This window comes from Sphingomonas molluscorum (assembly GCF_039522995.1).
Lineage (GTDB): Bacteria > Pseudomonadota > Alphaproteobacteria > Sphingomonadales > Sphingomonadaceae > Sphingomonas > Sphingomonas molluscorum.
Genome location: NZ_BAAAEL010000015.1, coordinates 218,833 through 240,660 on the forward strand (window position 1 = coordinate 218,833; position 21,828 = coordinate 240,660).

Sequence of the window (21,828 nt, forward strand, 5' to 3'; positions counted from 1 at the left end):
GCCGATGCGGCAAGGAAGGTTGATGGCGCGCTTCTGTTTCATGCTTCTGGCGGTGCTGGCGCTGCTCGGCCCGGTGGGCGCCCGCGCGCAGGCGCCGAACCAAGGGCCGCACATCGCGATCCGGCTGATCGCAGAGACGGAGACACCTGCCGCCGGCGAGACGGTCACGCTGGCGTTCGACTCCACGCCGCAGTCCGGCTGGCACGGCTATTGGCAGAACCCAGGCGACGCCGGCGTCGCCACCCGGCTCGACTGGACGCTTCCGGCAGGCGTGACGGCGGGGCCGCTGCTCTACCCGGTTCCCCAGCGGCTGACCGTCGCCGGGCTGATGAACTATGTCTATGAGGGGCCGTTCGTTCAACTCGTGCGGCTGAAGCTGCCGGAGGGACTTGCGCCCGGCACCCGCCTGCCGGTCCGGGTGCGCAGCGACTATCTGGTCTGCACCGAGCAATTGTGCGTTCCCGAACATGCCGATCTCGCGATCGAGCTCAGCGTAGGCGATGGTCGCATCGTGCCGGAGCGTCGCGCCCTTTTCGACCGGTGGCGCGCGGCGCTGCCGCGGCCACTCGGATCGCCGGCGCAGTTCGCGGTCGTGCAGGAGAGGCAGGCGGCGCGTATCCGTATCGGCGTGCCGTTCCCCGCGAGCCAAAGCGCGGCGGACGCCTATTTCTATCCGCTCACGAAGGGCGCGCTCTCCTACAGCGCACCGCAGAAGGTGGCGCGCGACGGCGACCTGCTGGTGATCGAGACCGACGCTGCGGACGGGGCGATGAAGCGGGCGATCGAAGGCGTGCTGGCGACCGGCACCGGCCAGGCGTTCACCGTCTCCGCCCGACCCGGCGCCGTCGCGGAGCCGAGGGGGCAGGGCGGCACCATCCTGCTGGCGCTGCTCGGGGCCCTCGCCGGCGGCCTGATCCTCAACGTCATGCCCTGCGTGTTCCCGATCCTGAGCCTGAAGGCGCTGCATCTGGCGCGCGCTGGCGGGTCCGAGCGGGGCGCCCGGCATGAGGCGCTGGCCTATACGGCCGGCGTGCTGGTGACGTGCCTGGCGCTGGGCGGGGCGATGCTTGCGCTGCGCGCCGCGGGTGTCGCTGCCGGCTGGGCGTTCCAGCTCCAGGACCCCCGCGTCATCCTGCTGCTGCTGCTGCTGGTGACCGGCGTGGCGCTCAATCTCGCCGGGCTGTTCACCCTGCCGACCCCGCGGTTTGCCGGCGAGAGCGGTGTCGCCGGCGCGTTTGCCACCGGGGCGCTCGCCGCCTTTGTCGCGACGCCGTGCACCGGACCTTTCCTCGGGGCGGCGCTCGGCGCCGCGCTGGTGCTGCCGACGCTGGCTGCGCTCGCGGTGTTCGCCGGGCTCGGGCTGGGCCTGGCATTGCCGTTCCTGCTGCTTGGCTTCGTGCCCGCGCTGCGCCGCCGCCTGCCGCGCCCCGGCGCCTGGACGGGACGGCTTCAGCGCATCCTGTCGGTGCCGATGTTCGCAACCGCGCTCGCGCTCGCCTGGATCCTCGGCCAGCAGGCGGGGGTGAACGGCATGGCCCTGGGCCTCGGCGTCGCGCTGTTGCTTGGCCTTGCGCTGTGGTGGACCGGGCTCCGCCAGGCGAGCGGCCGTCCCCGCGCCGGGTGGCCGATGCTGCCGGCCCTGCTGGTCGCAGGGCTCGCGATGGTAAGCGTCCAGCGCGCGCCCGCCCGTGCCGAGGCCGCCGTCACCGGAACCGAGCCGTTCAGCGAAGCCCGGCTCGCCGAACTCCGCGGGGCGGGCAAGCCCGTGTTCGCCTATTTCACCGCCGACTGGTGCGTCACCTGCAAGGTCAACGAGAAGACAGCGATCGAGACCACGCGCGTCCGTGACGCCTTCCGTGCCAAGGCGGTGCAGGTGCTGGTGGGCGACTGGACCGATGGCGATCCGGCGCTCGGCCGTTTCCTGGAGGCGCATGGCCGCGCCGGCGTGCCGCTCTATCTCTGGTACACGCCGGGTACCGAGGCGCCGCAGGTCCTCCCGCAACTGCTGACGGCGGACATGCTGGCCAGCTTGCCGGAGTGAACCAGCCAGAGCGGACCAACTAAAACTTACACGGATTAGTCCACGACCGACTAGAACGAAGCTTTTCGTCTTGTGCGCCGCACAAACCTGTCCCAGCATGGAACTATGTTGCTTGCGGGAGCTTCAGCTAAGTTGATGAAGAGGGCGGCATTCGACGAGATTTGGGGCCATGGCGGACCACAGGCGCCACGGGCGGAACTGGAGGCGCTCGCGCGCTGGATGCGGGAGACGCCGGAGCGCGACCTTGGTCGAAGGCTGCAATCGGCCGAAGCCACCTTCCGCCAGCTGGGCATCACCTTCGCCGTCTATGGCGAGAGCGAAGCGGCGGAACGGATCATCCCGTTCGACATCGTGCCGCGGGCATTCCTCGCCGACGAATGGGAGCGGCTGTCGCGCGGGCTGATCCAGCGGGTTGAGGCGATCAACGCCTTCCTGAACGACATCTATGGCGAACGCCGCATCCTGAAGGAGAACATCCTTCCGCCCGAGCTGATCTGGGGCAATCCCCAGTTCCGCGCCGAAGTGGTCGGCATCCGCCCGCCGCACGACGTGTGGGCGCACATCTGCGGCATCGACCTGGTGCGCACCGGGCCAGACGAGTTCTGGGTGCTGGAGGACAATGCCCGCACCCCCTCCGGCGTCTCCTACATGCTGGAGAACCGCGAGGCGATGATCCGCCTGTGTCCGGAGCTGTTCCGCCAGATGCGCATCGCGCCGGTCGACAGCTATCCGGACCTGCTGCTGGAGACGATGCGCTCGGTGAGCCCGAACGGCTGCGGGCGCAATCCGGTGTGCGTCGTGCTCACGCCCGGCCACTTCAACTCCGCCTATTACGAGCACAGCTTCCTGGCGGATTCGATGGGCATCGAACTGGTCGAGGCCGCCGACCTGCTGGTCGACGACGACGTGGTCTACATGCAGACCATCGCCGGCCGGGTGAAGGTGGACGTGATCTACCGCCGGATCGACGACGACTTCCTCGATCCGCTGGTGTTCCGACCGGATTCGATGCTGGGCGTCCCCGGCATCATGGCCGCCTATCGCGCCGGCAACGTCACCCTCATCAACGCGCCCGGCAACGGCATCGCCGATGACAAGGCGATCTACAGCTACATGCCGGAGATCGTGCGCTTCTATTCCGGTGGCGAGCCGCTGCTCCCGAACGTCGAGACCTGGCGCTGCCGCGAGCCGCAGGCGCTGAAGTACGTGCTCGACAATCTCGATCAGCTGGTGGTGAAGCTGGTGGACGGCTCGGGCGGCTACGGCATGCTGGTGGGCCCCACCGCCAGCCGCGCCGAGATCGAGGCGTTCCGCGCCGCGCTGGTCGCGGAGCCGCACCGCTATATCGCGCAGCCGACGCTCGCGCTCTCCACCGTGCCCACCATGACCGACAAGGGGTTGAGCCCCCGCCACGTCGACTTCCGCCCCTTTGTCCTCACCGGAGGCCAGGGTGTGAAGGTGGTTCCCGGCGGCCTCACCCGCGTTGCGCTCCGCGAAGGATCGCTGGTGGTGAACTCCAGCCAGGGCGGCGGCACCAAGGACAGCTTCGTGCTGCTTCCCGACACGCCCGCACCCGCTGGAGGCCAGCAGCAGAGCCAGGACGGCATGACCCAGATGCAGGGCGAGGGCTGACGCGATGGCGATGCTCTCCCGCACCGCGGCCTCGCTCTACTGGCTCGGCCGCTATGTCGAGCGCGCCGACTTCATCGCGCGGCTGGTGGAGGCGACAGTCCGCCTCGACGCACTCTCCGCCCGCCCGGCGGGCGACGCGGCCTGGGCGAGCGCGCTCAGCGTCACCTATACCGAGGATGCGTTTGTCGAGACCGGCCTGTCGGTGACGCAGGCGCATGTCGCCCGCTTCCTCACCTGCGACCGCAGCCACCCAGGTTCGATCCTCTGGTGCCTGGATGTGGCGCGCAACAATGCCAAGGCGGTGCGCACCGCGCTCACCCGCGACGCGTTCTCGGCGATCAACCGCGCCTGGTTGCAGTTCAACACGCCGACCGCGGGCGATGAGCCGGCCGAGGTGCTGGGCCTCGTCGAGGGGATCAAGGCGGAGACGCGCGGGTTCGAAGGCGCCGTCCATCGCATGATGAAGAACGAGGCGACCTGGTTCATCCAGCTGGGCGCCGCGATCGAGCGGGCCGATAACACTGCGCGGCTGATCGACGTGAAATACCACCTGCTGCTGCCGGAAGGCGAAAAGGTCGGCGGCGTCGTGGATCGTGACCAGTGGACCACCATCCTCCAGACCGTCTCCGCCGTCACCGCCTACCGCTGGCTGTATAACGAGGGGCTGCGGCCCAGTCTCGTGATCGAGCTGCTGCTGTCGCGCGGCGAAGTCCCCCGCAGCCTTGCCGCCTGCGTGGCCGAGACGGTGGAGATGCTCAATCTGCTGGGCAAGCGCGCCGGCCTGCAGGGGGAGGCCGATCGCATGGCCCGCACCCGGCTCGCGCGCATGCAGAAGACGCGCGCAGACGAAGTCATCGTCAGCGGTCTCCATGAGTATCTGAATGCCTTCATTCGGGAGAACGCGATGCTCGACGCCGCAATCGCCCGCCAGTTCCGGTTCATCTGATGCGCATCGAGGTCGAACACCACAGCCGCTACCGCTTCACCGAGCCGCAGGCTCGGGTGGTGCAGTTGCTGCGCATGTTCCCAGACGACACCGTCAACCAAACGGTGGTCGCCTGGCGGATCGACGTGGACTGCGATGCTCGGCTGCGCGAGAGCCGCGACGGCTACGGCAACCTCACGCGCATGCTCTATGCCGAGGGGCCGCTGGAGACGATCGGCATCACCATCTCGGGTGAGGTGCTGCTGAGCGAGAACCGCCGCTGCCTCGACGGTGCGGACGAGCCGCTGCCGCCCGCCTTCTATCTCCGCACAACCCCGCTGTCGGCGGCGGATGCGGCCATGACGGCATTCGCGCAGGAAGCTGCGGGCAGCGGGTCGGACGACGCGCGCGCGGCCCGGATTACCGAGGCGCTGCACGGCCGCTTCTCGATCGAACGCCGCCGCGGCGACGGTGTGCTGCCGGCCGCGGAGGCCTTTGCCGGGGATCGCGCGAGTCCGCGCGACCTGGCTCAAGTTCTGGTTGGCTGCCTGCGCGCGATCGGCCTGCCGGCGCGCTATGTCTCGGGATACAGCCTCGGCGGCTGCGCGCGGCGCGAGCGTCCGGCGCCGCATGGCTGGGCGGAGGTGTTCCTGGACGGGCAGGGGTGGCAGATGCTCGATCCTACCGTCGGCGGAGCTCCAGGCCTCGACTATGTCCGGGTCGCCGCCGCTCTCGACAGCGCCGGCGCGGCGCCGATCTCCGGCACGCGCATCGGCCACGGCGACGAGGAACTCGACGTGGACGTGGCGGTCGGCTTGCTCGGCCGCGAAGGCTGAGCCGGGACGCCCCCGCCACGTGGAAGGTCAGGCGAGGACAGCTGCCTCCAAGGGACTCGCGGGCACGGTTTCCATGTCCTCCAGCCGCGTCCACCCGGCCGGCCCCAGCGCCTCGAGCGGGCGGTAGCGGGTCTTGTACGCCATCCGCGCCGACCCCTTCACCCAATAGCCGAGATAGACATAGGGGAGGCCCGTCGCCCGCGCGCGCAGGATGTGGTCCAGGATGATGTAGGTGCCCAACCCCGGACGCAACGGATCGTCGGTACGGAAGAAGCTGTAGATCATCGACAGCCCGTCCGCGTGCTGGTCGGTGATGCAGGCGCCCACCAGCGCCCCCGGCCGCCCATCGACGCTCGGCTCGCGATATTCGATGATGTGCGAGTTGACGGGCGTCTGCTCGACCATGTCGGCATAGTCGCTCTCGTCCATCATCGTCATGCCGCCGCCCGGATGCCGTGCGGAGAGATAGCGGCGCAGCAGCTGGAACTGCTCGTCGGTGGCCCAGGGGCGGCAGGCGGTGACCACCAGGTCGCTGTAGCGCCGTCGCAGCTTGCGCTGAGTCGCATTCAGCTGGAATTCGCCCGCGACCACCCGCACCGAAACGCAGGCGGTGCAGCTGCCGCAGCTGGGGCGATAGGCGACCGACTGGCTGCGGCGAAAGCCGATGCGGCCGAGCGCATCGTTGAGCTCGCCCGCATGGGGACCGGTCAATTCGGTGAAGACCTTCCGCTCCTGCCGGTCGGGCAGATAGGGGCAGGGCGAGGGGCTGGTGACGAAGAAACGCGGAAACCGAAACGGAGCTGTCACCTCTCGACCCTTCCACCGCCGTTCCGCGGACTTGTCCTGAAGCGGGATTATGGAACGTGCCGCCGCCAGATGCAAAGTCGTTTACCATCAAAACGGCGTCGCAATCTGAAACAGGTTGCCGAAGCCCACGAATAGCTGCGGCACCGCTGGCGCCCGGCTGCGCAAAACCCTATGCGGCGGCCATGAAGATCGCATTCATCGGCATGGGCGTCATGGGCGCCCCGATGGCGGGCCACCTGGTGCGCGCCGGGCACGAGGTCACCGTCTATAATCGCACCCGCGCCAAGGCGGATGCCTGGGCGAAACAGCATGGCGGCAGCGTCGCGGGTTCCCCCGCCGAAGCAGCCGAGGGCGCGGACGCGGTGCTCGCCTGCGTCGGCAACGATGCGGACCTGGAGCAGGTGACGCTGGGCGCCGACGGCGCCTTTGCCGCGATGCGCCCGGGCGCGTTGTTTGCCGACCACACCACCGTCTCCGCCGCCATCGCCCGCCGCCTCGCGGACGATGGAGCAGCGCGCAATCTGCTGGTGCTCGACGCGCCCGTGTCGGGCGGACAGGCGGGTGCCGAAAAGGGCGCGCTCTCGATCATGTGCGGCGGCTCGGCGGAGGCGATGGCCGCGGCCGAACCGATCTTCCAGAGCTATGCCGCCCGGATCGTCCATGTCGGCGCGGCCGGCGCCGGCCAGACGACCAAGATGGTCAACCAGATCTGCATCGCCGGCGTGCTCGGCGGCTTAAGCGAGGCGCTGCGCTTTGCCCAGGCATCCGATCTCGATCTCGCCAAGGTGTTCGACGCCATCTCGGGCGGCGCGGCGCAGAGCTGGCAGATGGTCAACCGCTGGGGGACCATGGCGGAGGACCAGTTCGACTTCGGCTTCGCCATCGACTGGATGCGCAAGGACCTGGGCCTCGCGCTTGACGAAGCGCGCAGCAACGGTGCGAGCCTGCCGGTCTCGGCCCTGGTCGATCAATGGTATGGCGAGGTGCAGAAGATGGGCGGCGGCCGCCAGGACACGAGCGCACTGGTGCGGAGGCTCGCCAAGTGAGCATGAAGCGCTGGACCGCCGCGCTCCTCGCCTCGCTGCTCGCCACGGCACCGGCGCATGCCGACGCGCTGGTCGAGAACGTCAACGGTGTCGCACTCGACGCACGCGGCAATGTCGTGCGCTTCGTCGGCGTGCTGATCGGGCCGGACGGCAAGATCACCAAGCTGCTCAAGAAGGGCGACAAGCGGCCGGAAAAGCTCGACTGGCGCAGCGACATGAAGGGGCGGGTGCTGATCCCCGGCATGATCGACGCGCACGGCCACTTCATGGAACTGGGCTTCCGCGCGCTCCAGCTCGATCTGTCGAAGACCCGCTCGCTGGCGGAGGCGCAGGCAGCGATCGCGCATTACGCCCAGGCGAACAGCAACCGCCCGTGGATCGTCGGGGGCGGCTGGAACCAGGAAGTCTGGGGCCAGGGCTTTCCGACCGCCGCTGACCTCGACGTCGCCTATCGCGACAAGCCGGTGGTGCTCGCCCGCGCGGACGGGCACGCCGTGTGGGTCAATTCGGCCGCATTGAAGGCGGCAGGCATCACCGCAAAGACGGTGGCCCCGGCAGGCGGCCGCATCGAGAAGCTGCCGAACGGCCAGCCGAGCGGCGTGCTGGTCGATGCGGCGATGTCGCTGGTCGACAGCCATGTGCCGAAGCCGTCGCCGCGCGAGCGCAACGCCGCCTTCCTCAAGGCGCAGGAACTGCTGCTGTCGAACGGGATCACCGCGACCGCGGACATGGGCACCACGCTCGACGACTGGCTGACCTTCCGCCGCATGGGCGACATCGGCCAGCTGCGCGTGCGCATCATGAGCTATTCGGCCGGCGTCGACGTGGCGCTCCAGGTTGGCGGCAACGCGCCGACGCCCTGGCTCTATGCAGACAAGCTGCGCATGGGCGGCATCAAGCTCTATGCCGATGGCGCGCTCGGCTCGCGCGGCGCCTGGCTCAAGCGGCCGTATGCCGATGCCGCCAAGGAAACCGGCCTCGGCTTCCTTGCCGACGACCAGCTGCTCAACCTGATGAGCCGCGGCGCAATGGACGGCTTCCAGATCGCCATCCACGCGATCGGGGATCGCGCCAACACCCAGGCGCTCGACGCGATCGAAGAGATCGGCTCGACCTACAAGGACGATCGCCGCTGGCGCATCGAGCATGCGCAGATCGTCGACCCCATGGACCTGCCGCGCTTCGGCCGCAACGGCATCATCCCGTCGATGCAGCCGGTGCACCAGACGTCGGACCGCCTGATGGTCGAGGCCCGCCTGGGGCCGGACCGGCTCGCCGGCGCCTATGCCTGGGCGAGCCTGCTCAAGCAGAGCGGCCACATCGCCTTCGGCTCCGACTATCCGGTGGAGAACCCGAACCCCTTCGTCGGCTGGGCGGCCGCCTTCACGCGCCAGGATCCGCAGGGGCAGCCGCCCGGTGGCTGGCAGCCGCAGGAAGCGGTCAGCCGGCTGGAGGCGTGGCGCGGCTTCACCAGCGATGCGGCCTATGCGGGCTTTGCCGAAAAGCGTTTCGGCACGCTGGCGCCGGGCATGCGCGCGGACTTCTTGATCGTCGATCGCGATCCGAGCGAAGCGACGCCCGAGGCGCTGCGCGAGACCCGCGTGCTGGAGACCTGGGTCGGTGGTGAAAAAATGTGGAGCGGCTCGGGCTCGGCGCCGCGCTGACCCATCTGCCTTCTCGTGCGTTCGTTGGGGGTAGGGGCCGCGCGCCCCACCCCAGCGGAGGAGAAGGCATGATCCGGCTGTTTCACGTCAGCGACGTCCATTTCGGCGCGGAGGACCGGGCCGCCGTTGCCTGGTTCGATCGCGCGGTGAAGGCGGAAAAGCCGGACGCGATCATCATGACCGGCGACCTGACGATGCGCGCGCGCTCCCGCGAGTTCGAGCAGGCCTCGGCGTGGCTGGAGGGGCTGCAACGGCCGACCACGGTGGAGGTCGGCAACCACGACCTGCCGTACTTCAACCCCTTCGCGCGCTTCCTGATGCCCTATCACCGCTACAAGCAGCTCGAACGCGTCATCGAGCAGCCGCTCGACATCCGGGGCGTCACCGTGGTGCCGCTCAAGACCACCGCCCGCTTCCAGATGCGGTTCAACTGGTCGAAGGGCTTCGTCGGCAAAAAGGCGCTGCAGGCGTCGCTCGGGCTGCTCGACGCCGTGCCGAAGGGCGACCTGGTGTTCGTGGCGGCCCACCACCCGCTGATCGAGGCCGGCACCCGATCGACCGGCAAGACGCGACATGGGCGGGAGGCGCTGGAGGCGCTGGCGGCAGCGGGCGTCGACGCGGTGCTCTCGGGTCACGTCCACGACCCCTTCGACGTGGAGGAGGTCGTCAACGGCCGCACGATCCGCTTGGTGGGCGCGGGAACGCTGTCGGTGCGCACCCGCGACAACCCGCCGTCGTTCAACGAGATCCGTATCCAGGACGGCAAGTTCGAGACCATCGCCCGCCGCATGGGCGAGGCCGATTATACGGTCACCGAGCCGCAGGTCGCCGCCGAGCCGGTGGGCTGACGGCGGCCCACCTCAGGGTACCCGAACCCCACGGTGCGAGGCCTCTGAGAAACGGGGGCGGCCGTGCTTTGGTCAACCCGTATTCCTGCGCAGGCAGGAATCCAGGGCCAAGCAGACCGACGACCGGCGGTGCTTGGAACCCTGGGCTCCTGCCTCCGCAGGAGCACGGTTAGCGGTTCACAGAGGCGTGCTGGTGCGGGTGACTACTTCGGACTGCTCACCAAACGCGCGTGCCGATCAGCGTCCCCTTGGTGCCGCGATTGACCAGTTCGAAGCGGAAGTTCGGCCAGCGCCGGCGCCAGCGGGCGGCGATCACCCGTTCGCCGGGGCGCGCCGCGTCGTCGAGCAGCACGGTCCCGCCCACCGGCATCCGCTTGAACAGCGTCTCCGCCGCCCCGCGCACATAGGGGTGGATGGTCCAGGGCGGGCCATCGATCAGCAGCAGGTCGATCCGGTCCGGCACCGGGCTGGTGTCGTACCAGACGCCATGCCAGTCCTTGGGGGCGGGGCGCAGCGGTACGGCGTGCAGCGCCGCGTCCACGCCATGGTCGTGCAGCCAGCCAAGCGTCGCCCGCACGAAATCGGCATGCTGGTCCAGGCTGGTAAGACGGCCCCCGCCGTGCAGCTGCAAGGCCTTTGCCGTCACCAGGCTCGACGCGCCGGAGCCGAGCTCCACGACACTTTGTGGATGCGTCGACTTGATGTGGTCGACGATCAGCGAGAGATAGCCGGTATCCGCCTTCCAGCTGCCCAGGTTGGGCAGCGCGTCGGGCGCGAGCTCCAGGTCCGCGAGCAGCGCGGCCTTGGCCGCATCGGATCCGCCGGAGAGGCTGCGCAGCAGCCACGGCCATTGGATCAACGCGAAGCCGATCGTCTTCAGCGTCTCCAGCACCGTGCGGTTGAGATCGTCCTGCCATCCATCGGCATGGGCGAGCGGCAGGAAGGATGTCGTCTCGCGGGAAGTCATGCGGTGCGGCTCCGAACGGCCGGGCGCCGGAGGAGGAGCGGGATCGTCAGGGTCGGCACACGGGTCCTTTCACGCGACTGGCGGCGGGCTGCTACCACCCGATCATGACCGGGCAAATAAAAAGGGCGGCCCCGCACGGGGACCGCCCTTCCAAATGCGATGAGCCGTCGCTTAGCGCTTCGAGAACTGGAAGCTACGACGGGCCTTCGCCTTGCCGTACTTCTTACGCTCGACGGCGCGGCTGTCGCGGGTCAGGAACCCGGCGGCCTTGATCGGCGCGCGCAGCACCGGCTCGTAGCGGGTGATCGCCTGGCTGATGCCGTGCTTCACAGCACCGGCCTGGCCGGACAGACCGCCGCCCTTGACGGTGCAGATCACGTCATACTGACCTTCACGCTCGGCAACGCCGAACGGCTGGTTGATGACGAGACGCAGCGTCGGACGCGCGAAATAGACTTCCTGGTCACGACCGTTGATCGTGATCTTGCCCGAACCCGGCTTCAGCCAGACGCGAGCAACCGCGTCCTTGCGGCGGCCGGTGGCATAGGCGCGACCGTACTTGTCGATCTCCTGCGCGCGCAGCGGCGTGGTCGGCAGGGCCGGAGCCTCGGGAGCGGCGGCGTCCGGGGCCGGAGCTGCGGTCGCCGCTGCGGCGTCCTGCTGCTGCGGAGCGGCCGGGGCCTGCTGCGTCAGGCTGGCCAGGTCGGAAAGGGACTGGCGATTGTCAGACATCAGGCGCCCACCTTGTTCTTGCGGTTCATGCCCGCGATATCGAGGACTTCGGGGTTCTGGGCCTCGTGCGGGTGCTCGGTGCCCTTGTAGATGCGCAGGTTGCGCATCTGCTGGCGGCCGAGCGGGCCGCGCGGGATCATGCGCTCAACCGCCTTCTCCAGGATGCGCTCCGGGAAACGACCCTCGAGGATCTTGTCCGCGCGCACTTCCTTAAGACCACCAGCATAGCCGGTGTGCTTGTAGTAGAGCTTCTGCGTCAGCTTGCGGCCGGTGAACCGCACCTTGTCCGCGTTGATGACGACGACGTTGTCGCCGCAATCAACGTGCGGGGTGAAGCTCGTCTTGTGCTTGCCACGCAGAACATTGGCGATGATCGTCGCCGCGCGACCGACCACCAGGCCTTCGGCATCGACGATATGCCACTTCTTCTCCACCTCGTGCGGCTTGGCCGACTTGGTGGTCTTCATCAGCGCCTTCATAGGCTTGAGACCTCTTTGCTGGGTCGTTGCACCATGCAACACGCCGCCACCGATTCCAGGAGCGGCGCGAACGAGGGGCCGAATGCGCGAGAGGCTGCGCAAAGTCAAGCAAACCGCGGCTTTGCTGACGGGTATTATGATACCAGCCAGCGTGGCTCAGCCGGTTTCCAGTGCTACCCAGTCAACCACCGCGGCAGATGCCTCCGCGCTCCACCACTCGATCGCCGGCAGGTCATAGCCGTGCAGGGTCGCGATGCGGGCGGCGAGCGTTTCGACCAGGTCCGGCCTTGTCTTGAACAGGGCCGCCACCTCGGAGGCCGTCTCGACCGCACCCTGCCAGCGATAGATCGACGTGCAGGGCGCGAGCAGGTTGGCGCAGGCGGCGAGCCGTTCCTCGACCACCGCTCGGCCAATGCGCTCCGCCTCCGCGGCATCGGCGAAGGTCGCCTGGAGCAGCGCGATCCGGCTCATACGCGTCGGGGGCGCCGGCCGATCGCGTGCGCGCCCCAGGCGACGCTTGCCACCAGCAGCGCGCCGACGAGCTGGTGGAGCGCGGCGAGGGGGATGTTCACGCTCGTCATCACGGTCGCGATGCCGAGCAGGATCTGGACGCCGAACGCGCTGTGGATCGCGATCGATGGGCGGCGGTCGCCTGCGCGCCGGGCGAGCCGCGCCAGCACCACCAGCGCCGCCACCGTCACCCAGGCCCACCACCGATGCACGAAATGGATCAGGAACGGATCGTTCAGCAGCGCGTCGCCCAGGCTGCGATGCTGCAGCACGCCTTCGGGGAAGAAGCGGCCGTTCATCAGCGGCCACTCGTTCGTGACCAGCCCGGCGTTCAGCCCGGCGGTAAAGGCGCCGAACACCAGCTGCACGAACAGCACCATCCCGACCAGCAGCCCGGCGCCGGTCAGCCGTGCCGGCCGGCTCGCTGGATTGCGCGCCAGGTCGCGCAGGTCGAGCGCGGTCCACACCAGTCCTGCCAGGATGAAGAGCGCGGTCAGCAGGTGAGTCGCCAGCCGGAAGTGGCTGACATCAGTTCGCTCGACGAGGCCCGAGGCGACCATCCACCAGCCGATCGCACCCTGCAGCCCGCCCAGCGCCAGCAACGCCACGAGCCGCCAGCCATAGCCTCGCGGAATCGCGCGCCGCACGGCGAACCACAGCAGCGGCAGGGCAAAGGCGACGCCGATCAACCGCCCGAGCAACCGGTGGAGATATTCCCAGAAGAAGATCGCCTGGAAGCCGGCCAGCGTCATGCCCTGGTTGAGCTGCCGATATTCCGGGATGCGCTTGTAGTTGTCGAACTCGGCCTGCCACTGCTCGGCGTTGAGCGGCGGGACGATGCCGGTCAGCGGCTTCCACTCGGTGATCGACAATCCCGACTCGGTCAGGCGTGTGATGCCGCCCACCACCACCATGACGACGATCAGCCCGGCGACGGCGAGCAGCCAGGTGGCGATCGCGGCGGGGCGGGAAGGGCGGGCGGTAGGCGCCACGACGTCGGGCGCGATCGAGGGGCTGTGTGCCATGCGCCTGCTCTACGCCCACCGGCGGTGCGCGTCGATGCCGTGGGCACGCCGGTCGCAGCGGAAAAAATCAAAATGTGATGTTGTAACGTGTGTCGGGCGGGACTATCTGCATCGTCCATGGCCAGCAGCAGCATCCCCTTGCGGCGCGACGGTGTGCTCGATCGGTTCGCGATCGGGCTTTCCGGCCTGTGCGTGGTGCACTGCCTGGCGAGCGCGCTGTTCCTGGGGCTCTTCGCCTCGGCCGCCGGGGCGCTGATGAACCCCTTGTTCCACGAAGTCGGCCTGGCGCTCGCGATCGGTTTCGGCGCGCTGGCGCTCGGCCGCGGCATGATGACGCACGGCTATATGATGCCGGCGGCGATCGGCGGTCTCGGCCTCGGCGTCATGATGGGGGCGCTCCACCTGCCGCATGGCGGCGGGGAGACCTTCTGGACGATCATCGGCGTCGGCCTGCTGGCGCTGGGGCACGACCTGAACCGCCGCGCCATCGCCTGACCGCAGGCGGCTTGCCGCGGCCCCGGCGGAGGCTTATCTCATCGCCATGCACGCGCACGACCATCATGAACATTCGGGCGAGGCGCTTTCGCGCGTCGCGGAAGCCACTCTGGTTCGCTCGGGCGAGCAGTGGACGGCCATGCGCGCGCGCATCTTCTCGGTCCTGGCGGGCTTCGAAAAGCCGGCCTCGGCCTATGACATCGCCGATGCGGTGTCGCAGGCGGAGGGGCGCCGCGTCGCCCCGAACAGCGTCTATCGCATCCTGGACCTGTTCGTGAACGCGAACCTCGCGCGCCGGGTCGAGAGCGCCAACGCCTATGTCGCCAACGCGCACCCCGATTGCCTGCACGACTGCATCTTCCTGGTATGCGACAGCTGCGGCCAGACCACGCACATCGATGACGACAGCATCACCCGCACGGTGCGCTCCGCGGCAAGCGGCGCAGGCTTTGCACCGACTCGTCCCGTGATCGAGGTTCGGGGCAAGTGCGCGGACTGCCGCTAGGCGGTCGAGCTTCCGTTTCGGGCAATCGACACTGCGCGCGGCCCGCGCTAAGCCCTGCCGATGGTAGACGTTCCTAATACGCCGCTGCTCGACACGGTCCGGACGCCGGAGGATCTGCGGGCGTTGAAGCCTGCGCAGCTGCGCCAGCTTGCCGACGAACTGCGCCTGGAAACCATCTCGGCGGTGGGCACGACGGGTGGCCACCTCGGTTCCGGCCTGGGCGTGGTCGAGCTGACGACGGCGATCCACTATGTGTTCAACACGCCCGACGACCGGCTGATCTGGGATGTCGGGCATCAATGCTATCCGCACAAGATCCTGACCGGCCGCCGCGACCGCATCCGCACGCTGCGCCAGGGTGGGGGCTTGTCCGGCTTCACCAAGCGCAGCGAGAGCGAATACGACCCGTTCGGCGCCGCCCACAGCTCGACTTCGATCTCGGCCGCGCTGGGCTTCGCCATCGCCAACAAGATCGCCGGCCGGCCCGGCAAGGCGATCGCCGTGATCGGCGACGGCTCGATGTCGGCGGGCATGGCCTATGAGGCGATGAACAACGCCGAACAGGCGGGCAATCGCCTGGTCGTGATCCTCAACGACAACGACATGTCGATCGCGCCGCCGGTGGGCGGCCTTTCGGCCTATCTGTCGCGCATCGTCTCCAGCCGCGGCTTTCTGGGAATCCGTGAGACGCTGAAGAAGGTCGCCCGCCGCCTGCCGCGCCCGCTGCACTCGGCCGCCCGCAAGACCGACGAGTTCGCCCGCGGCATGACGATGGGCGGCACGTTGTTCGAGGAACTCGGCTTCTACTACGTGGGCCCGGTCGACGGCCACAACCTCGACCACCTGATCCCGGTGCTGGAGAACATCCGCGACGCGGAAGAAGGCCCGATCCTGCTCCATGTCGTGACGCAAAAGGGCAAGGGCTACGCCCCGGCCGAGGCGTCGGCGGACAAGTACCACGGCGTCCAGAAGTTCGACGTCATCACCGGCACCCAGGCCAAGGCACCGCCGGGGCCGCCGAGCTACACCAGCGTCTTCGCACAGGCGCTGGTGGCCGAAGGCGAGCGCGACCCGACGATCTGCGCCATCACCGCGGCGATGCCCGCGGGCACCGGCTTGGACAAGTTCCAGACGCGCTTCCCCGAGCGCTCGTTCGACGTCGGCATCGCCGAGCAGCATGCTGTCACCTTTGCGGCCGGCCTCGCCGCCCAGGGGATGCGCCCGTTCTGCGCCATCTACTCGACCTTCCTCCAGCGCGCCTATGACCAGGTGGTCCATGACGTCGCGATTCAAAACCTGCCGGTCCGCTTCGCGATCGACCGCGCCGGGCTGGTCGGCGCCGACGGCGCCACTCACGCCGGCAGCTTCGACGTCACCTATCTGGCGACGCTCCCCAACATGGTCGTGATGGCCGCCGCCGACGAGGCGGAGCTGGTCCACATGACCCACACCGCCGCGCTCTACGACGACGGTCCGATCGCGCTGCGCTACCCGCGCGGCAACGGCGTCGGCCTGCCGCTTCCGACCACGCCGGAACGGCTCGAGATCGGCAAGGGCCGCGTGGTGCGAGAGGGCAAGAAGGTCGCGATCCTCTCGCTCGGCACCCGCCTGGAAGAGGCGCTTAAGGCCGCCGAGCAGTTGGAGGCCAAGGGCTTGTCGACCACGGTCGCCGACCTGCGCTTCGCCAAGCCGCTGGACGAGGCGCTGATCCGCCGCCTGCTCACCACCCATGAGGTTGCGGTGACGCTCGAGGAGGGCGCCATCGGCGGCCTTGGCGCCCATGTCCTCACCTATGCGAGTGACGAGGGGCTGATCGACGCCGGGCTGAAGCTGCGCACCATGCGCCTGCCCGACGTGTTCCAGGACCAGGACAAGCCCGAGAAGCAGTATGACGAAGCCGGCCTCAACGCGCCCCAGATCGTCGACACGGTGCTGAAGGCGCTGCGCTGGAACGAGGGCGTCGAGGAAACCCGCAAGCCGGCCTAAGCGGGCAACCGGTACTCCTGCGAAAGCAGGAGTCCAGGGCCACGAACGCTTCCGCTTAAGGCCCTGTGCTCCTGCCTGCGCAGGAGCACGGAGCTGGTCTTCCGGACCCGCCGGCCCCTCACTCCACGCGCAGCATCATCGCATGCGCCATGCGCAGGAACGACTGCTGCATCTGCGCGCCGAGCGCCGGCTCCACCCGGTTCTCGGCGAGCGCGCGGCTCATCGCATGCACCCATTGCCTGGCAGTCTCGCGCGTGATCGGCATCTCCCGATGCAGCGACATGATGCAGGCCCCCGGCCGCGCCACGAACCAATCTCTCGGGCCGCCAAGCCAAGCGCTGAGGAATTGCGTCAGCGACACCCGCACCGGCAGCAGGTCGGCATCGTGCATCGCCCGAAGCTCGGCATATTCGGGTTCATGCTCCATCAGGTCATAGAAGCGGTCGACGACCAGCCGCACCCCGTCCGCCCCGCCGATGCGGTCGTACAGGCTCGGCGGAGCCTTGGCAGAAGAGGCGGGGGCGGCGGTCATCATCATCTCCAGGCGTGGCAGCGCAGGATCGCGTCTAGGCGGACCAGACCCGATCCGCCTTGATCTCGCGCAACCGCTTGCACGGCCTCAGGGCCGCATCGTCCCTGTGTCCATGAAGCGCTGGTGCCAGGACAGCGCCTCGCCCGGTAGCGACGGCGCGTGCAGGCCATAGCTCCCCTTCAGGGCGCGCGCGTAATAGTCGGCCAGCATCGGGCGGTAGTCGGGGTGCGCGCAATTCTCGATGATCAGCCGCGCGCGCTGCTTGGGGCTCAGCCCGCGCAGGTCGGCCAGTCCCTGCTCGGTGACGATCACCTGCACGTCCTGGTTGATGTGGTCCACATGCGCCACCTGCGGCACGATCGCGGAGATGGCGCCGGCCTTGGCGGTCGAGGGCGTCATGAAGATCGAGATATAGGCGTTGCGGGCGAAGTCGCCAGATCCGCCGATGCCGTTCTGGATGCGCGACCCCATGACATGGGTCGAGTTCACGTTGCCGTAGATGTCGGCCTCGATCAGTCCGTTCATCGCGAGGCAGCCGAGCCGCCGCACCAGTTCCGGATGGTTGCTGATCTCCTGCGGGCGCAGCACCATCTTGGTCCGGTACACGCCCATGTTCGTGTTGAGCCGCTCCGCCGCCTCGGGGCTCAGCGAAAAGCCGGTGGCGGAGGCCATGCGCAGGCGCCCGCTGTCCAGCAGGTCGAGCATGCCGTCCTGGATCACCTCGGTGAAGGCGGTCATGTCGTGGAAGGGGCTGTCGACCAGGCCGGTCAGCACCGCGTTTGCGATGTTGCCGACGCCCGACTGGATCGGCAGCAGCGACGCGGGCAGGCGTCCCTGGCGCACCTCATGCCCGAAGAATTCGAGCAGGTGACCCGCGATCGCGCGCGCGGTCGCGTCCGGCGGGGTGAAGGGCAGGTTGCGGTCGGGCGCGTCCGTCTCGACGATCGCGACGATCTTGTTGGGATCGCAGCGGAAATAGGGTTCGCCGATGCGGTCGTCCGGCCGCACCAGCGGGATCGGCACGCGCGCCGGCGGCAGCGCGGTGCCGTAGTAGATGTCGTGCACGCCTTCGAGCCCGGCGTCCTGCCAGCGGTTGACCTCCAGGATCACCTTGTCGGCGCGGTCGATCCAAGTCTTGTTGTTGCCGACCGAGGAAGACGGGATCAGCGCGCCGTCCGGGCGGATGCCGGACACTTCGATGACCGCGACGTCCAGCGGCCCCAGGAAGCCCTCCCAGGCCATCGGCGCGACCTGACTCAGGTGCATGTCGAAATAGTCCATCTCGCCCGCGTTGATCTTCGCGCGCGCGATCGGATCGGAATTGTAGGGCAGGCGGAACTCGATGCCGTCCGCCTTGGCGAGCGCGCCGTCGAGCTCCGGCCCGGTCGAGGCACCCGTCCAGATGCGGACGCGGAACGGCCGGCCCGCTGCGTGTTCGGCTTCGATCCGCGCGGCCAGCGCCGTCGGCACGGCCTTGGGGTACCCGGACCCGGTGAACCCGCTCATCCCGACCGTGTTGCCGGACGAGATGTGGGTCGCAGCCTCGGCGGCGGTGCAGATTTTGCCGCGAAGCGCCTGACACGCGATACGGTCGACCATTGGGTTCTGTTCTCCGTTAGGGGGTTCCGCGCTGCATCAGCATCGCAGTGATCGCCTGGCGGGCCAGCGGCAGGCGGCTGCCGACCCGGAGCGTCGCATGACGCGCGAGCCGCGCGCCGGGGCGCTCGTCTGTATAGAGCCGCACCAGGAAATTCGTGGCGGCATAGAGCGGCCGGCTGGCGAGCCGGTGCGTCATCTCGTAGCGGCGCAGCAGCCCCGGCGCCGCGATGTCGCCGCCGCGTCGTGCGGCATCGGTCACCAGCTGCGCCAGCGTCGCCTGGCTCTGGAGGCCCAGGTTGAAGCCATGGGCGGTCACCGGGTGCATGCCCACGGCCGCATCGCCGATCAGCGCCGCGCGCGTCGCCGCAAAGTGCCGGGAATAGGTGGTCGCGAGCGGGTAGATGTGCGCGGGCGCGTCCACGTCCATCCGGCCGAGCCGGCCCTGGTACCGCCGCGTCAGCTCCGCCCCCAGTGCTGCCTCGTCCAGTGCCGCGATCCGTTCCATCGCCTTCGCAGGCAGGGTGAGCACCGCGGACGAGCGCCGACCGTTGAGCGGCAGCATCGCCACCGTCTGGTGGTGATCGAACCACTCGGTGGCGACGCCCTGATGGTCGCCCTCGTGGCGAACGCGGCAGACCATCATCGATCGGCCGAGCCGGTTGATCTCCGCCCCGATCCCCAACTGCTCCCGCACCCGCGAGAAGCGCGAGTCCGCCGCCACCAGCAGCCGCGCGGAAAGGACCCGCCCGTCCTCGAGCGTCACGTCGGCGGACCGAGCGTCCGTCCGGATCGCCGCAACGCCGGTGCCGGCAAGCAGCGTCAGGTTCGGCTGGTCGGCGACCGTCCGGTACAGCGCCTCGCGGATGCGATGGTTCGGCACCATCAGGCTCAGCGGGCCGCCGCCGTGGCCGGACGTCTCGAACGAGAGCGCGAAGGGGGAGGCGCCGTTCAGCACCCGCGCCTCGTTGAGCGGCGAGATCTCGTCCGTGGGCAGCAGGTCCCAGGCGCCCAGCGCCTTCAGCGTGCCGATCGAGCGGTGGGTGAGGGCGATCTCGCGCCCGTCAAAGGCAGGGGCGGCGATCGCCGCTTCAGGCTGGCGCTCGATCACGGTCACGCGAAGCGGCGCATCGGCCAGCGAACGCGCTAGGCTCAGCCCGGCGGGACCGCCGCCTATGATCACTACGTCACTATCCATCGCGCGAACCTCCCGTGTGCCGGGCGCTATGCGGGTGCCCTCCTGCGCCCGTCCTTGCGCCCGATCAACCCGCTCCTGTCCGTAAAACGTCTCGGGGCGCTGGAGTGCCCCACCGGGCTCGACATTTGCGCGCAGGCGTTCCACTTCAGCGCCATGACCCGCAACGCCCCTGCGCCGGCCTGGCGCGCGTTGCATGATCTGGGAGCACGCGCATGACGTTGGTTGGTGTCGACTGGGGATCGAGCAACCTGCGTGCCTATCGCTTCGACGCGGACGGTACGGTGATCGACCGGCGCGAATCCCCGCGCGGTGCTGCCCGGCTGAAGCGCGACGAGTTCCCCCAGGTGCTGGCGGACACGCTCGAAGGTTGGCTGGAGGCGGACACGCGGGTGGTGCTCGCCGGCATGGTCGGCGCCCGCGCCGGCTGGCATGAGGCACCTTATCTGCCGTGCCCTGCCGATCCGGCCGGGCTCGCCGCTGCCGCCCTGCGGGTCGAGGATGCGCCGGCCCACTGCTTCATCGTCCCGGGCCTTTCCGCGCGCGACGCAAGCGGCGTCGCGAACGTGATGCGGGGTGAGGAGACCCAGATCCTCGGCAGCGGGCTTTCGGACGGTACCATCGTGCTGCCGGGCACCCACAGCAAATGGGCGCGCGTCGAAGGGGGCCGCATCACCGGCTTCTCCACCGTCATGACGGGCGAGATGTACGCGCTGCTCAGGAACAACTCGCTGCTGGGGCAGCTGGCGGAGGGGGACACGCCCGACGAAGCCGCCTTTGCGCTCGGCGCACAGCGCGCGCTGGACAATCCGGCAGGCCCGCTGCCGCTGCTTTTCTCTGCACGTGCCGATGTGCTGCTCGGCAGCCTCGCGCCGCAGGCGGTCGCCAGCTATCTCTCCGGCCTGTTGATCGGCGGCGAAGTGGCGGCGATGCGGGATGCGACCGGCCAGGGGCTGGTGCTGATCTGCAATGCCATGCTTGCCGCGCGCTACCAGGTCGCCCTGGCGCTGGCGGGTGTGACGGACGTGACCGTGGTCGACGGCGCCGATGCGGTGGCGCGCGGCCTGTGGCGAATTGGAGGATTGCTGAAGTGACGATCGAAACCCTGCTGGGCGGCCTGCCGCTCGTCGCCATTCTGCGCGGCCTGACCCCGGACGAGGCGCCGGCGGTCGCCGATGCATTGTTCGACGTGGGCTTCCGCTGCCTGGAAGTGCCGCTCAACTCGCCCGAGCCGTTCGACAGCATCCGCCGGATCGTCGATCGCATGGGCGATCGCGCGCTCGTCGGCGCGGGCACGGTGCTGACCGTCGCCGACGTCGGCCGGGTGGCGGATGCCGGCGGCAAGATCGTGATTTCGCCCAACAGCGACGTGGACGTGATCGCCGCGACCAAGGACGCCGGCCTCCAGTCGCTGCCCGCCTTCTTCACCCCCAGCGAGGCGTTTCGCGCCATCGCGGCCGGTGCCGATGCGCTCAAGCTCTTCCCGGCCGAACTCGCCGGGCCGCAGGGGCTGAAGGCGATGCGCGCGGTGCTGCCCAAGAGCTTCCCCGTCTTCCCCGTCGGCGGCATCGATCCCGACACCATGGGACCCTATCTGCAGGCGGGCGCCGCCGGCTTCGGGATCGGCTCTTCGCTCTATGCGCCCGGCCGCAGCGTCGAGGACGTGCGCGCCCGCGGCGCGGCGCTGGTCAAGGGCTTCGAGGCGGCTCGGGCAGCCTGACGCACCTCGGCAGCTGCTCTTCAGCTGGGGATCAGCGCGCCTCGACCGAGTCGAGGATGCGCCCGCCGGCCATGAACACCGCGACCGGGCAGAGGGTGAACAACGCCCAACCCCCGGCGCCGGGGTATTGCTCGACATAGTTGAGCCCGCGCTCGACGGCACCCATGCCGAGGCCGTAGATCACCAGATAGGCCTCGAACTTGGTCTTGATCGTGAACAGGCGGGTGACGCGGTTCCACATGGCCGGGACGTAGCAAGCCCCGTGCCAGCGGCAGAAAACTGCGGTT

Annotated in this window: 22 protein-coding genes; 12 read left to right on the plus strand and 10 right to left on the minus strand. The window is 69.0% G+C overall.

Going from position 1 to position 21,828, the window contains the following annotated elements:
- Positions 1–22: 22 nt before the first annotated feature.
- The 4 genes from ABDZ92_RS15245 to ABDZ92_RS15260 all read left to right on the plus strand — a co-directional run bounded on the left by ABDZ92_RS15245 (position 23) and on the right by ABDZ92_RS15260 (position 5,434).
- Positions 23–2,041 carry a protein-disulfide reductase DsbD family protein gene (locus ABDZ92_RS15245; RefSeq protein ID WP_125960271.1) on the plus strand — a complete coding sequence of 673 codons (2,019 nt, stop codon included), beginning with the start codon at positions 23–25 and terminating at the stop codon, positions 2,039–2,041.
- Between the two features lie 135 nt (positions 2,042–2,176).
- Positions 2,177–3,673: a circularly permuted type 2 ATP-grasp protein gene (locus ABDZ92_RS15250; RefSeq protein ID WP_125960270.1), complete on the plus strand. Its 1,497-nt coding sequence runs from the start codon at positions 2,177–2,179 to the stop codon at positions 3,671–3,673.
- A 10-nt stretch (positions 3,674–3,683) separates the two neighbouring features.
- Entirely contained in the window at positions 3,684–4,619 is a 936-nt protein-coding gene (locus ABDZ92_RS15255) for an alpha-E domain-containing protein (RefSeq protein ID WP_206432179.1), read from the plus strand.
- On the plus strand, positions 4,619–5,434 hold the full coding sequence (locus ABDZ92_RS15260) for a transglutaminase family protein (protein WP_125960268.1): 816 nt from the start codon (positions 4,619–4,621) through the stop codon (positions 5,432–5,434). Before ABDZ92_RS15255 ends, ABDZ92_RS15260 begins: the two co-directional genes overlap by 1 nt.
- 27 nt (positions 5,435–5,461) lie before the next feature.
- Here the strand turns inward: ABDZ92_RS15260 and ABDZ92_RS15265 are convergent, their stop codons facing one another.
- Positions 5,462–6,241 (minus strand): arginyltransferase, encoded by a 780-nt coding sequence (locus ABDZ92_RS15265; RefSeq protein WP_125960267.1) that lies wholly within the window; start codon positions 6,239–6,241, stop codon positions 5,462–5,464.
- A 182-nt stretch (positions 6,242–6,423) separates the two neighbouring features.
- Between ABDZ92_RS15265 and ABDZ92_RS15270 the strand changes: the two genes are divergently transcribed.
- The 3 genes from ABDZ92_RS15270 to ABDZ92_RS15280 all read left to right on the plus strand — a co-directional run bounded on the left by ABDZ92_RS15270 (position 6,424) and on the right by ABDZ92_RS15280 (position 9,799).
- Positions 6,424–7,287 carry an NAD(P)-dependent oxidoreductase gene (locus ABDZ92_RS15270; RefSeq protein ID WP_125960266.1) on the plus strand — a complete coding sequence of 288 codons (864 nt, stop codon included), beginning with the start codon at positions 6,424–6,426 and terminating at the stop codon, positions 7,285–7,287.
- Between the two features lie 2 nt (positions 7,288–7,289).
- The gene (locus ABDZ92_RS15275; protein WP_125960452.1) at positions 7,290–8,951 is read left to right on the plus strand and encodes an amidohydrolase; all 1,662 of its coding nucleotides are present in this window, start codon (positions 7,290–7,292) and stop codon (positions 8,949–8,951) included.
- A 68-nt stretch (positions 8,952–9,019) separates the two neighbouring features.
- Positions 9,020–9,799 carry a metallophosphoesterase family protein gene (locus tag ABDZ92_RS15280; RefSeq protein WP_125960265.1) on the plus strand — a complete coding sequence of 260 codons (780 nt, stop codon included), beginning with the start codon at positions 9,020–9,022 and terminating at the stop codon, positions 9,797–9,799.
- Between the two features lie 217 nt (positions 9,800–10,016).
- Here the strand turns inward: ABDZ92_RS15280 and ABDZ92_RS15285 are convergent, their stop codons facing one another.
- The 5 genes from ABDZ92_RS15285 to ABDZ92_RS15305 all read right to left on the minus strand — a co-directional run bounded on the left by ABDZ92_RS15285 (position 10,017) and on the right by ABDZ92_RS15305 (position 13,512).
- Complete coding sequence (locus tag ABDZ92_RS15285) at positions 10,017–10,766, minus strand: class I SAM-dependent methyltransferase (RefSeq protein WP_125960264.1); 750 nt, start codon at positions 10,764–10,766, stop codon at positions 10,017–10,019.
- Between the two features lie 171 nt (positions 10,767–10,937).
- Complete coding sequence (gene rpsI / locus ABDZ92_RS15290) at positions 10,938–11,498, minus strand: 30S ribosomal protein S9 (protein ID WP_125960263.1); 561 nt, start codon at positions 11,496–11,498, stop codon at positions 10,938–10,940.
- The gene (gene rplM / locus ABDZ92_RS15295; protein ID WP_125960262.1) at positions 11,498–11,977 is read right to left on the minus strand and encodes a 50S ribosomal protein L13; all 480 of its coding nucleotides are present in this window, start codon (positions 11,975–11,977) and stop codon (positions 11,498–11,500) included. Before rplM ends, rpsI begins: the two co-directional genes overlap by 1 nt.
- Before the next feature lie 156 nt (positions 11,978–12,133).
- Positions 12,134–12,448: a divalent-cation tolerance protein CutA gene (cutA, locus tag ABDZ92_RS15300; protein WP_125960261.1), complete on the minus strand. Its 315-nt coding sequence runs from the start codon at positions 12,446–12,448 to the stop codon at positions 12,134–12,136.
- Positions 12,445–13,512: a COX15/CtaA family protein gene (locus ABDZ92_RS15305; protein WP_272695302.1), complete on the minus strand. Its 1,068-nt coding sequence runs from the start codon at positions 13,510–13,512 to the stop codon at positions 12,445–12,447. The genes cutA and ABDZ92_RS15305 overlap by 4 nt, the downstream gene beginning before the upstream one ends.
- 117 nt (positions 13,513–13,629) lie before the next feature.
- On the opposite strand from ABDZ92_RS15305, the gene ABDZ92_RS15310 reads away from it, so the two are divergent.
- The 3 genes from ABDZ92_RS15310 to dxs are packed head-to-tail and all read left to right on the plus strand — an operon-like array spanning position 13,630 to position 16,498.
- Positions 13,630–14,007: a MerC domain-containing protein gene (locus tag ABDZ92_RS15310; RefSeq protein ID WP_125960135.1), complete on the plus strand. Its 378-nt coding sequence runs from the start codon at positions 13,630–13,632 to the stop codon at positions 14,005–14,007.
- Between the two features lie 46 nt (positions 14,008–14,053).
- The gene (locus ABDZ92_RS15315) at positions 14,054–14,512 is read left to right on the plus strand and encodes a Fur family transcriptional regulator (RefSeq protein WP_125960134.1); all 459 of its coding nucleotides are present in this window, start codon (positions 14,054–14,056) and stop codon (positions 14,510–14,512) included.
- 60 nt (positions 14,513–14,572) lie between these two features.
- A complete protein-coding gene (gene dxs / locus ABDZ92_RS15320) occupies positions 14,573–16,498 on the plus strand; it encodes a 1-deoxy-D-xylulose-5-phosphate synthase (protein WP_125960133.1) in 1,926 nt (641 codons plus the stop codon).
- Between the two features lie 118 nt (positions 16,499–16,616).
- Here dxs and ABDZ92_RS15325 read toward each other — a convergent pair whose 3' ends face one another.
- The 3 genes from ABDZ92_RS15325 to ubiM form a co-directional block, all read right to left on the minus strand.
- Entirely contained in the window at positions 16,617–17,030 is a 414-nt protein-coding gene (locus ABDZ92_RS15325) for a group II truncated hemoglobin (RefSeq protein WP_125960132.1), read from the minus strand.
- Between the two features lie 87 nt (positions 17,031–17,117).
- A complete protein-coding gene (gene scpC, locus ABDZ92_RS15330; RefSeq protein WP_125960131.1) occupies positions 17,118–18,629 on the minus strand; it encodes a succinyl-CoA:acetate CoA-transferase ScpC in 1,512 nt (503 codons plus the stop codon).
- 16 nt (positions 18,630–18,645) lie between these two features.
- Positions 18,646–19,824, minus strand: a complete 1,179-nt coding sequence (ubiM, locus tag ABDZ92_RS15335) for a 5-demethoxyubiquinol-8 5-hydroxylase UbiM (RefSeq protein WP_125960130.1) — start codon at positions 19,822–19,824, stop codon at positions 18,646–18,648.
- 212 nt (positions 19,825–20,036) lie between these two features.
- Between ubiM and ABDZ92_RS15340 the strand changes: the two genes are divergently transcribed.
- Together ABDZ92_RS15340 and ABDZ92_RS15345 are read left to right on the plus strand one after the other, a co-directional pair.
- A complete protein-coding gene (locus ABDZ92_RS15340) occupies positions 20,037–20,915 on the plus strand; it encodes a 2-dehydro-3-deoxygalactonokinase (protein ID WP_125960129.1) in 879 nt (292 codons plus the stop codon).
- Positions 20,912–21,541: a 2-dehydro-3-deoxy-6-phosphogalactonate aldolase gene (locus tag ABDZ92_RS15345; RefSeq protein WP_125960128.1), complete on the plus strand. Its 630-nt coding sequence runs from the start codon at positions 20,912–20,914 to the stop codon at positions 21,539–21,541. Before ABDZ92_RS15340 ends, ABDZ92_RS15345 begins: the two co-directional genes overlap by 4 nt.
- Positions 21,542–21,572: 31 nt before the next feature.
- On the opposite strand, the gene ABDZ92_RS15350 is transcribed toward ABDZ92_RS15345, so the two are convergent.
- Positions 21,573–21,782, minus strand: coding sequence for a hypothetical protein (locus tag ABDZ92_RS15350; protein WP_125960127.1), 210 nt, complete (start codon positions 21,780–21,782; stop codon positions 21,573–21,575).
- Between the last annotated feature and the right edge of the window lie 46 nt (positions 21,783–21,828).

Excerpts from the sequence above, each read along its gene's own strand:
- ABDZ92_RS15250 (WP_125960270.1), top strand. The coding sequence starts at position 2,177 with ATGAAGAGGGCGGCATTCGACGAGATTTGGGGCCATGGCGGACCACAG.
- ABDZ92_RS15340 (WP_125960129.1), top strand. The coding sequence starts at position 20,037 with ATGACGTTGGTTGGTGTCGACTGGGGATCGAGCAACCTGCGTGCCTAT.
- ABDZ92_RS15255 (WP_206432179.1), top strand. The coding sequence starts at position 3,684 with ATGCTCTCCCGCACCGCGGCCTCGCTCTACTGGCTCGGCCGCTATGTC.
- cutA (WP_125960261.1), bottom strand. The coding sequence starts at position 12,448 with ATGAGCCGGATCGCGCTGCTCCAGGCGACCTTCGCCGATGCCGCGGAG.
- rplM (WP_125960262.1), bottom strand. The coding sequence starts at position 11,977 with ATGAAGGCGCTGATGAAGACCACCAAGTCGGCCAAGCCGCACGAGGTG.
- ABDZ92_RS15350 (WP_125960127.1), bottom strand. The coding sequence starts at position 21,782 with ATGTGGAACCGCGTCACCCGCCTGTTCACGATCAAGACCAAGTTCGAG.
- rpsI (WP_125960263.1), bottom strand. The coding sequence starts at position 11,498 with ATGTCTGACAATCGCCAGTCCCTTTCCGACCTGGCCAGCCTGACGCAG.
- ABDZ92_RS15305 (WP_272695302.1), bottom strand. The coding sequence starts at position 13,512 with ATGGCACACAGCCCCTCGATCGCGCCCGACGTCGTGGCGCCTACCGCC.
- ABDZ92_RS15285 (WP_125960264.1), bottom strand. The coding sequence starts at position 10,766 with ATGACTTCCCGCGAGACGACATCCTTCCTGCCGCTCGCCCATGCCGAT.
- ABDZ92_RS15315 (WP_125960134.1), top strand. The coding sequence starts at position 14,054 with ATGCACGCGCACGACCATCATGAACATTCGGGCGAGGCGCTTTCGCGC.
- ABDZ92_RS15310 (WP_125960135.1), top strand. The coding sequence starts at position 13,630 with ATGGCCAGCAGCAGCATCCCCTTGCGGCGCGACGGTGTGCTCGATCGG.
- ABDZ92_RS15275 (WP_125960452.1), top strand. The coding sequence starts at position 7,290 with ATGAAGCGCTGGACCGCCGCGCTCCTCGCCTCGCTGCTCGCCACGGCA.
- ABDZ92_RS15270 (WP_125960266.1), top strand. The coding sequence starts at position 6,424 with ATGAAGATCGCATTCATCGGCATGGGCGTCATGGGCGCCCCGATGGCG.
- dxs (WP_125960133.1), top strand. The coding sequence starts at position 14,573 with ATGGTAGACGTTCCTAATACGCCGCTGCTCGACACGGTCCGGACGCCG.
- scpC (WP_125960131.1), bottom strand. The coding sequence starts at position 18,629 with ATGGTCGACCGTATCGCGTGTCAGGCGCTTCGCGGCAAAATCTGCACC.
- ABDZ92_RS15260 (WP_125960268.1), top strand. The coding sequence starts at position 4,619 with ATGCGCATCGAGGTCGAACACCACAGCCGCTACCGCTTCACCGAGCCG.
- ABDZ92_RS15245 (WP_125960271.1), top strand. The coding sequence starts at position 23 with ATGGCGCGCTTCTGTTTCATGCTTCTGGCGGTGCTGGCGCTGCTCGGC.
- ABDZ92_RS15325 (WP_125960132.1), bottom strand. The coding sequence starts at position 17,030 with ATGACCGCCGCCCCCGCCTCTTCTGCCAAGGCTCCGCCGAGCCTGTAC.
- ubiM (WP_125960130.1), bottom strand. The coding sequence starts at position 19,824 with ATGGATAGTGACGTAGTGATCATAGGCGGCGGTCCCGCCGGGCTGAGC.
- ABDZ92_RS15280 (WP_125960265.1), top strand. The coding sequence starts at position 9,020 with ATGATCCGGCTGTTTCACGTCAGCGACGTCCATTTCGGCGCGGAGGAC.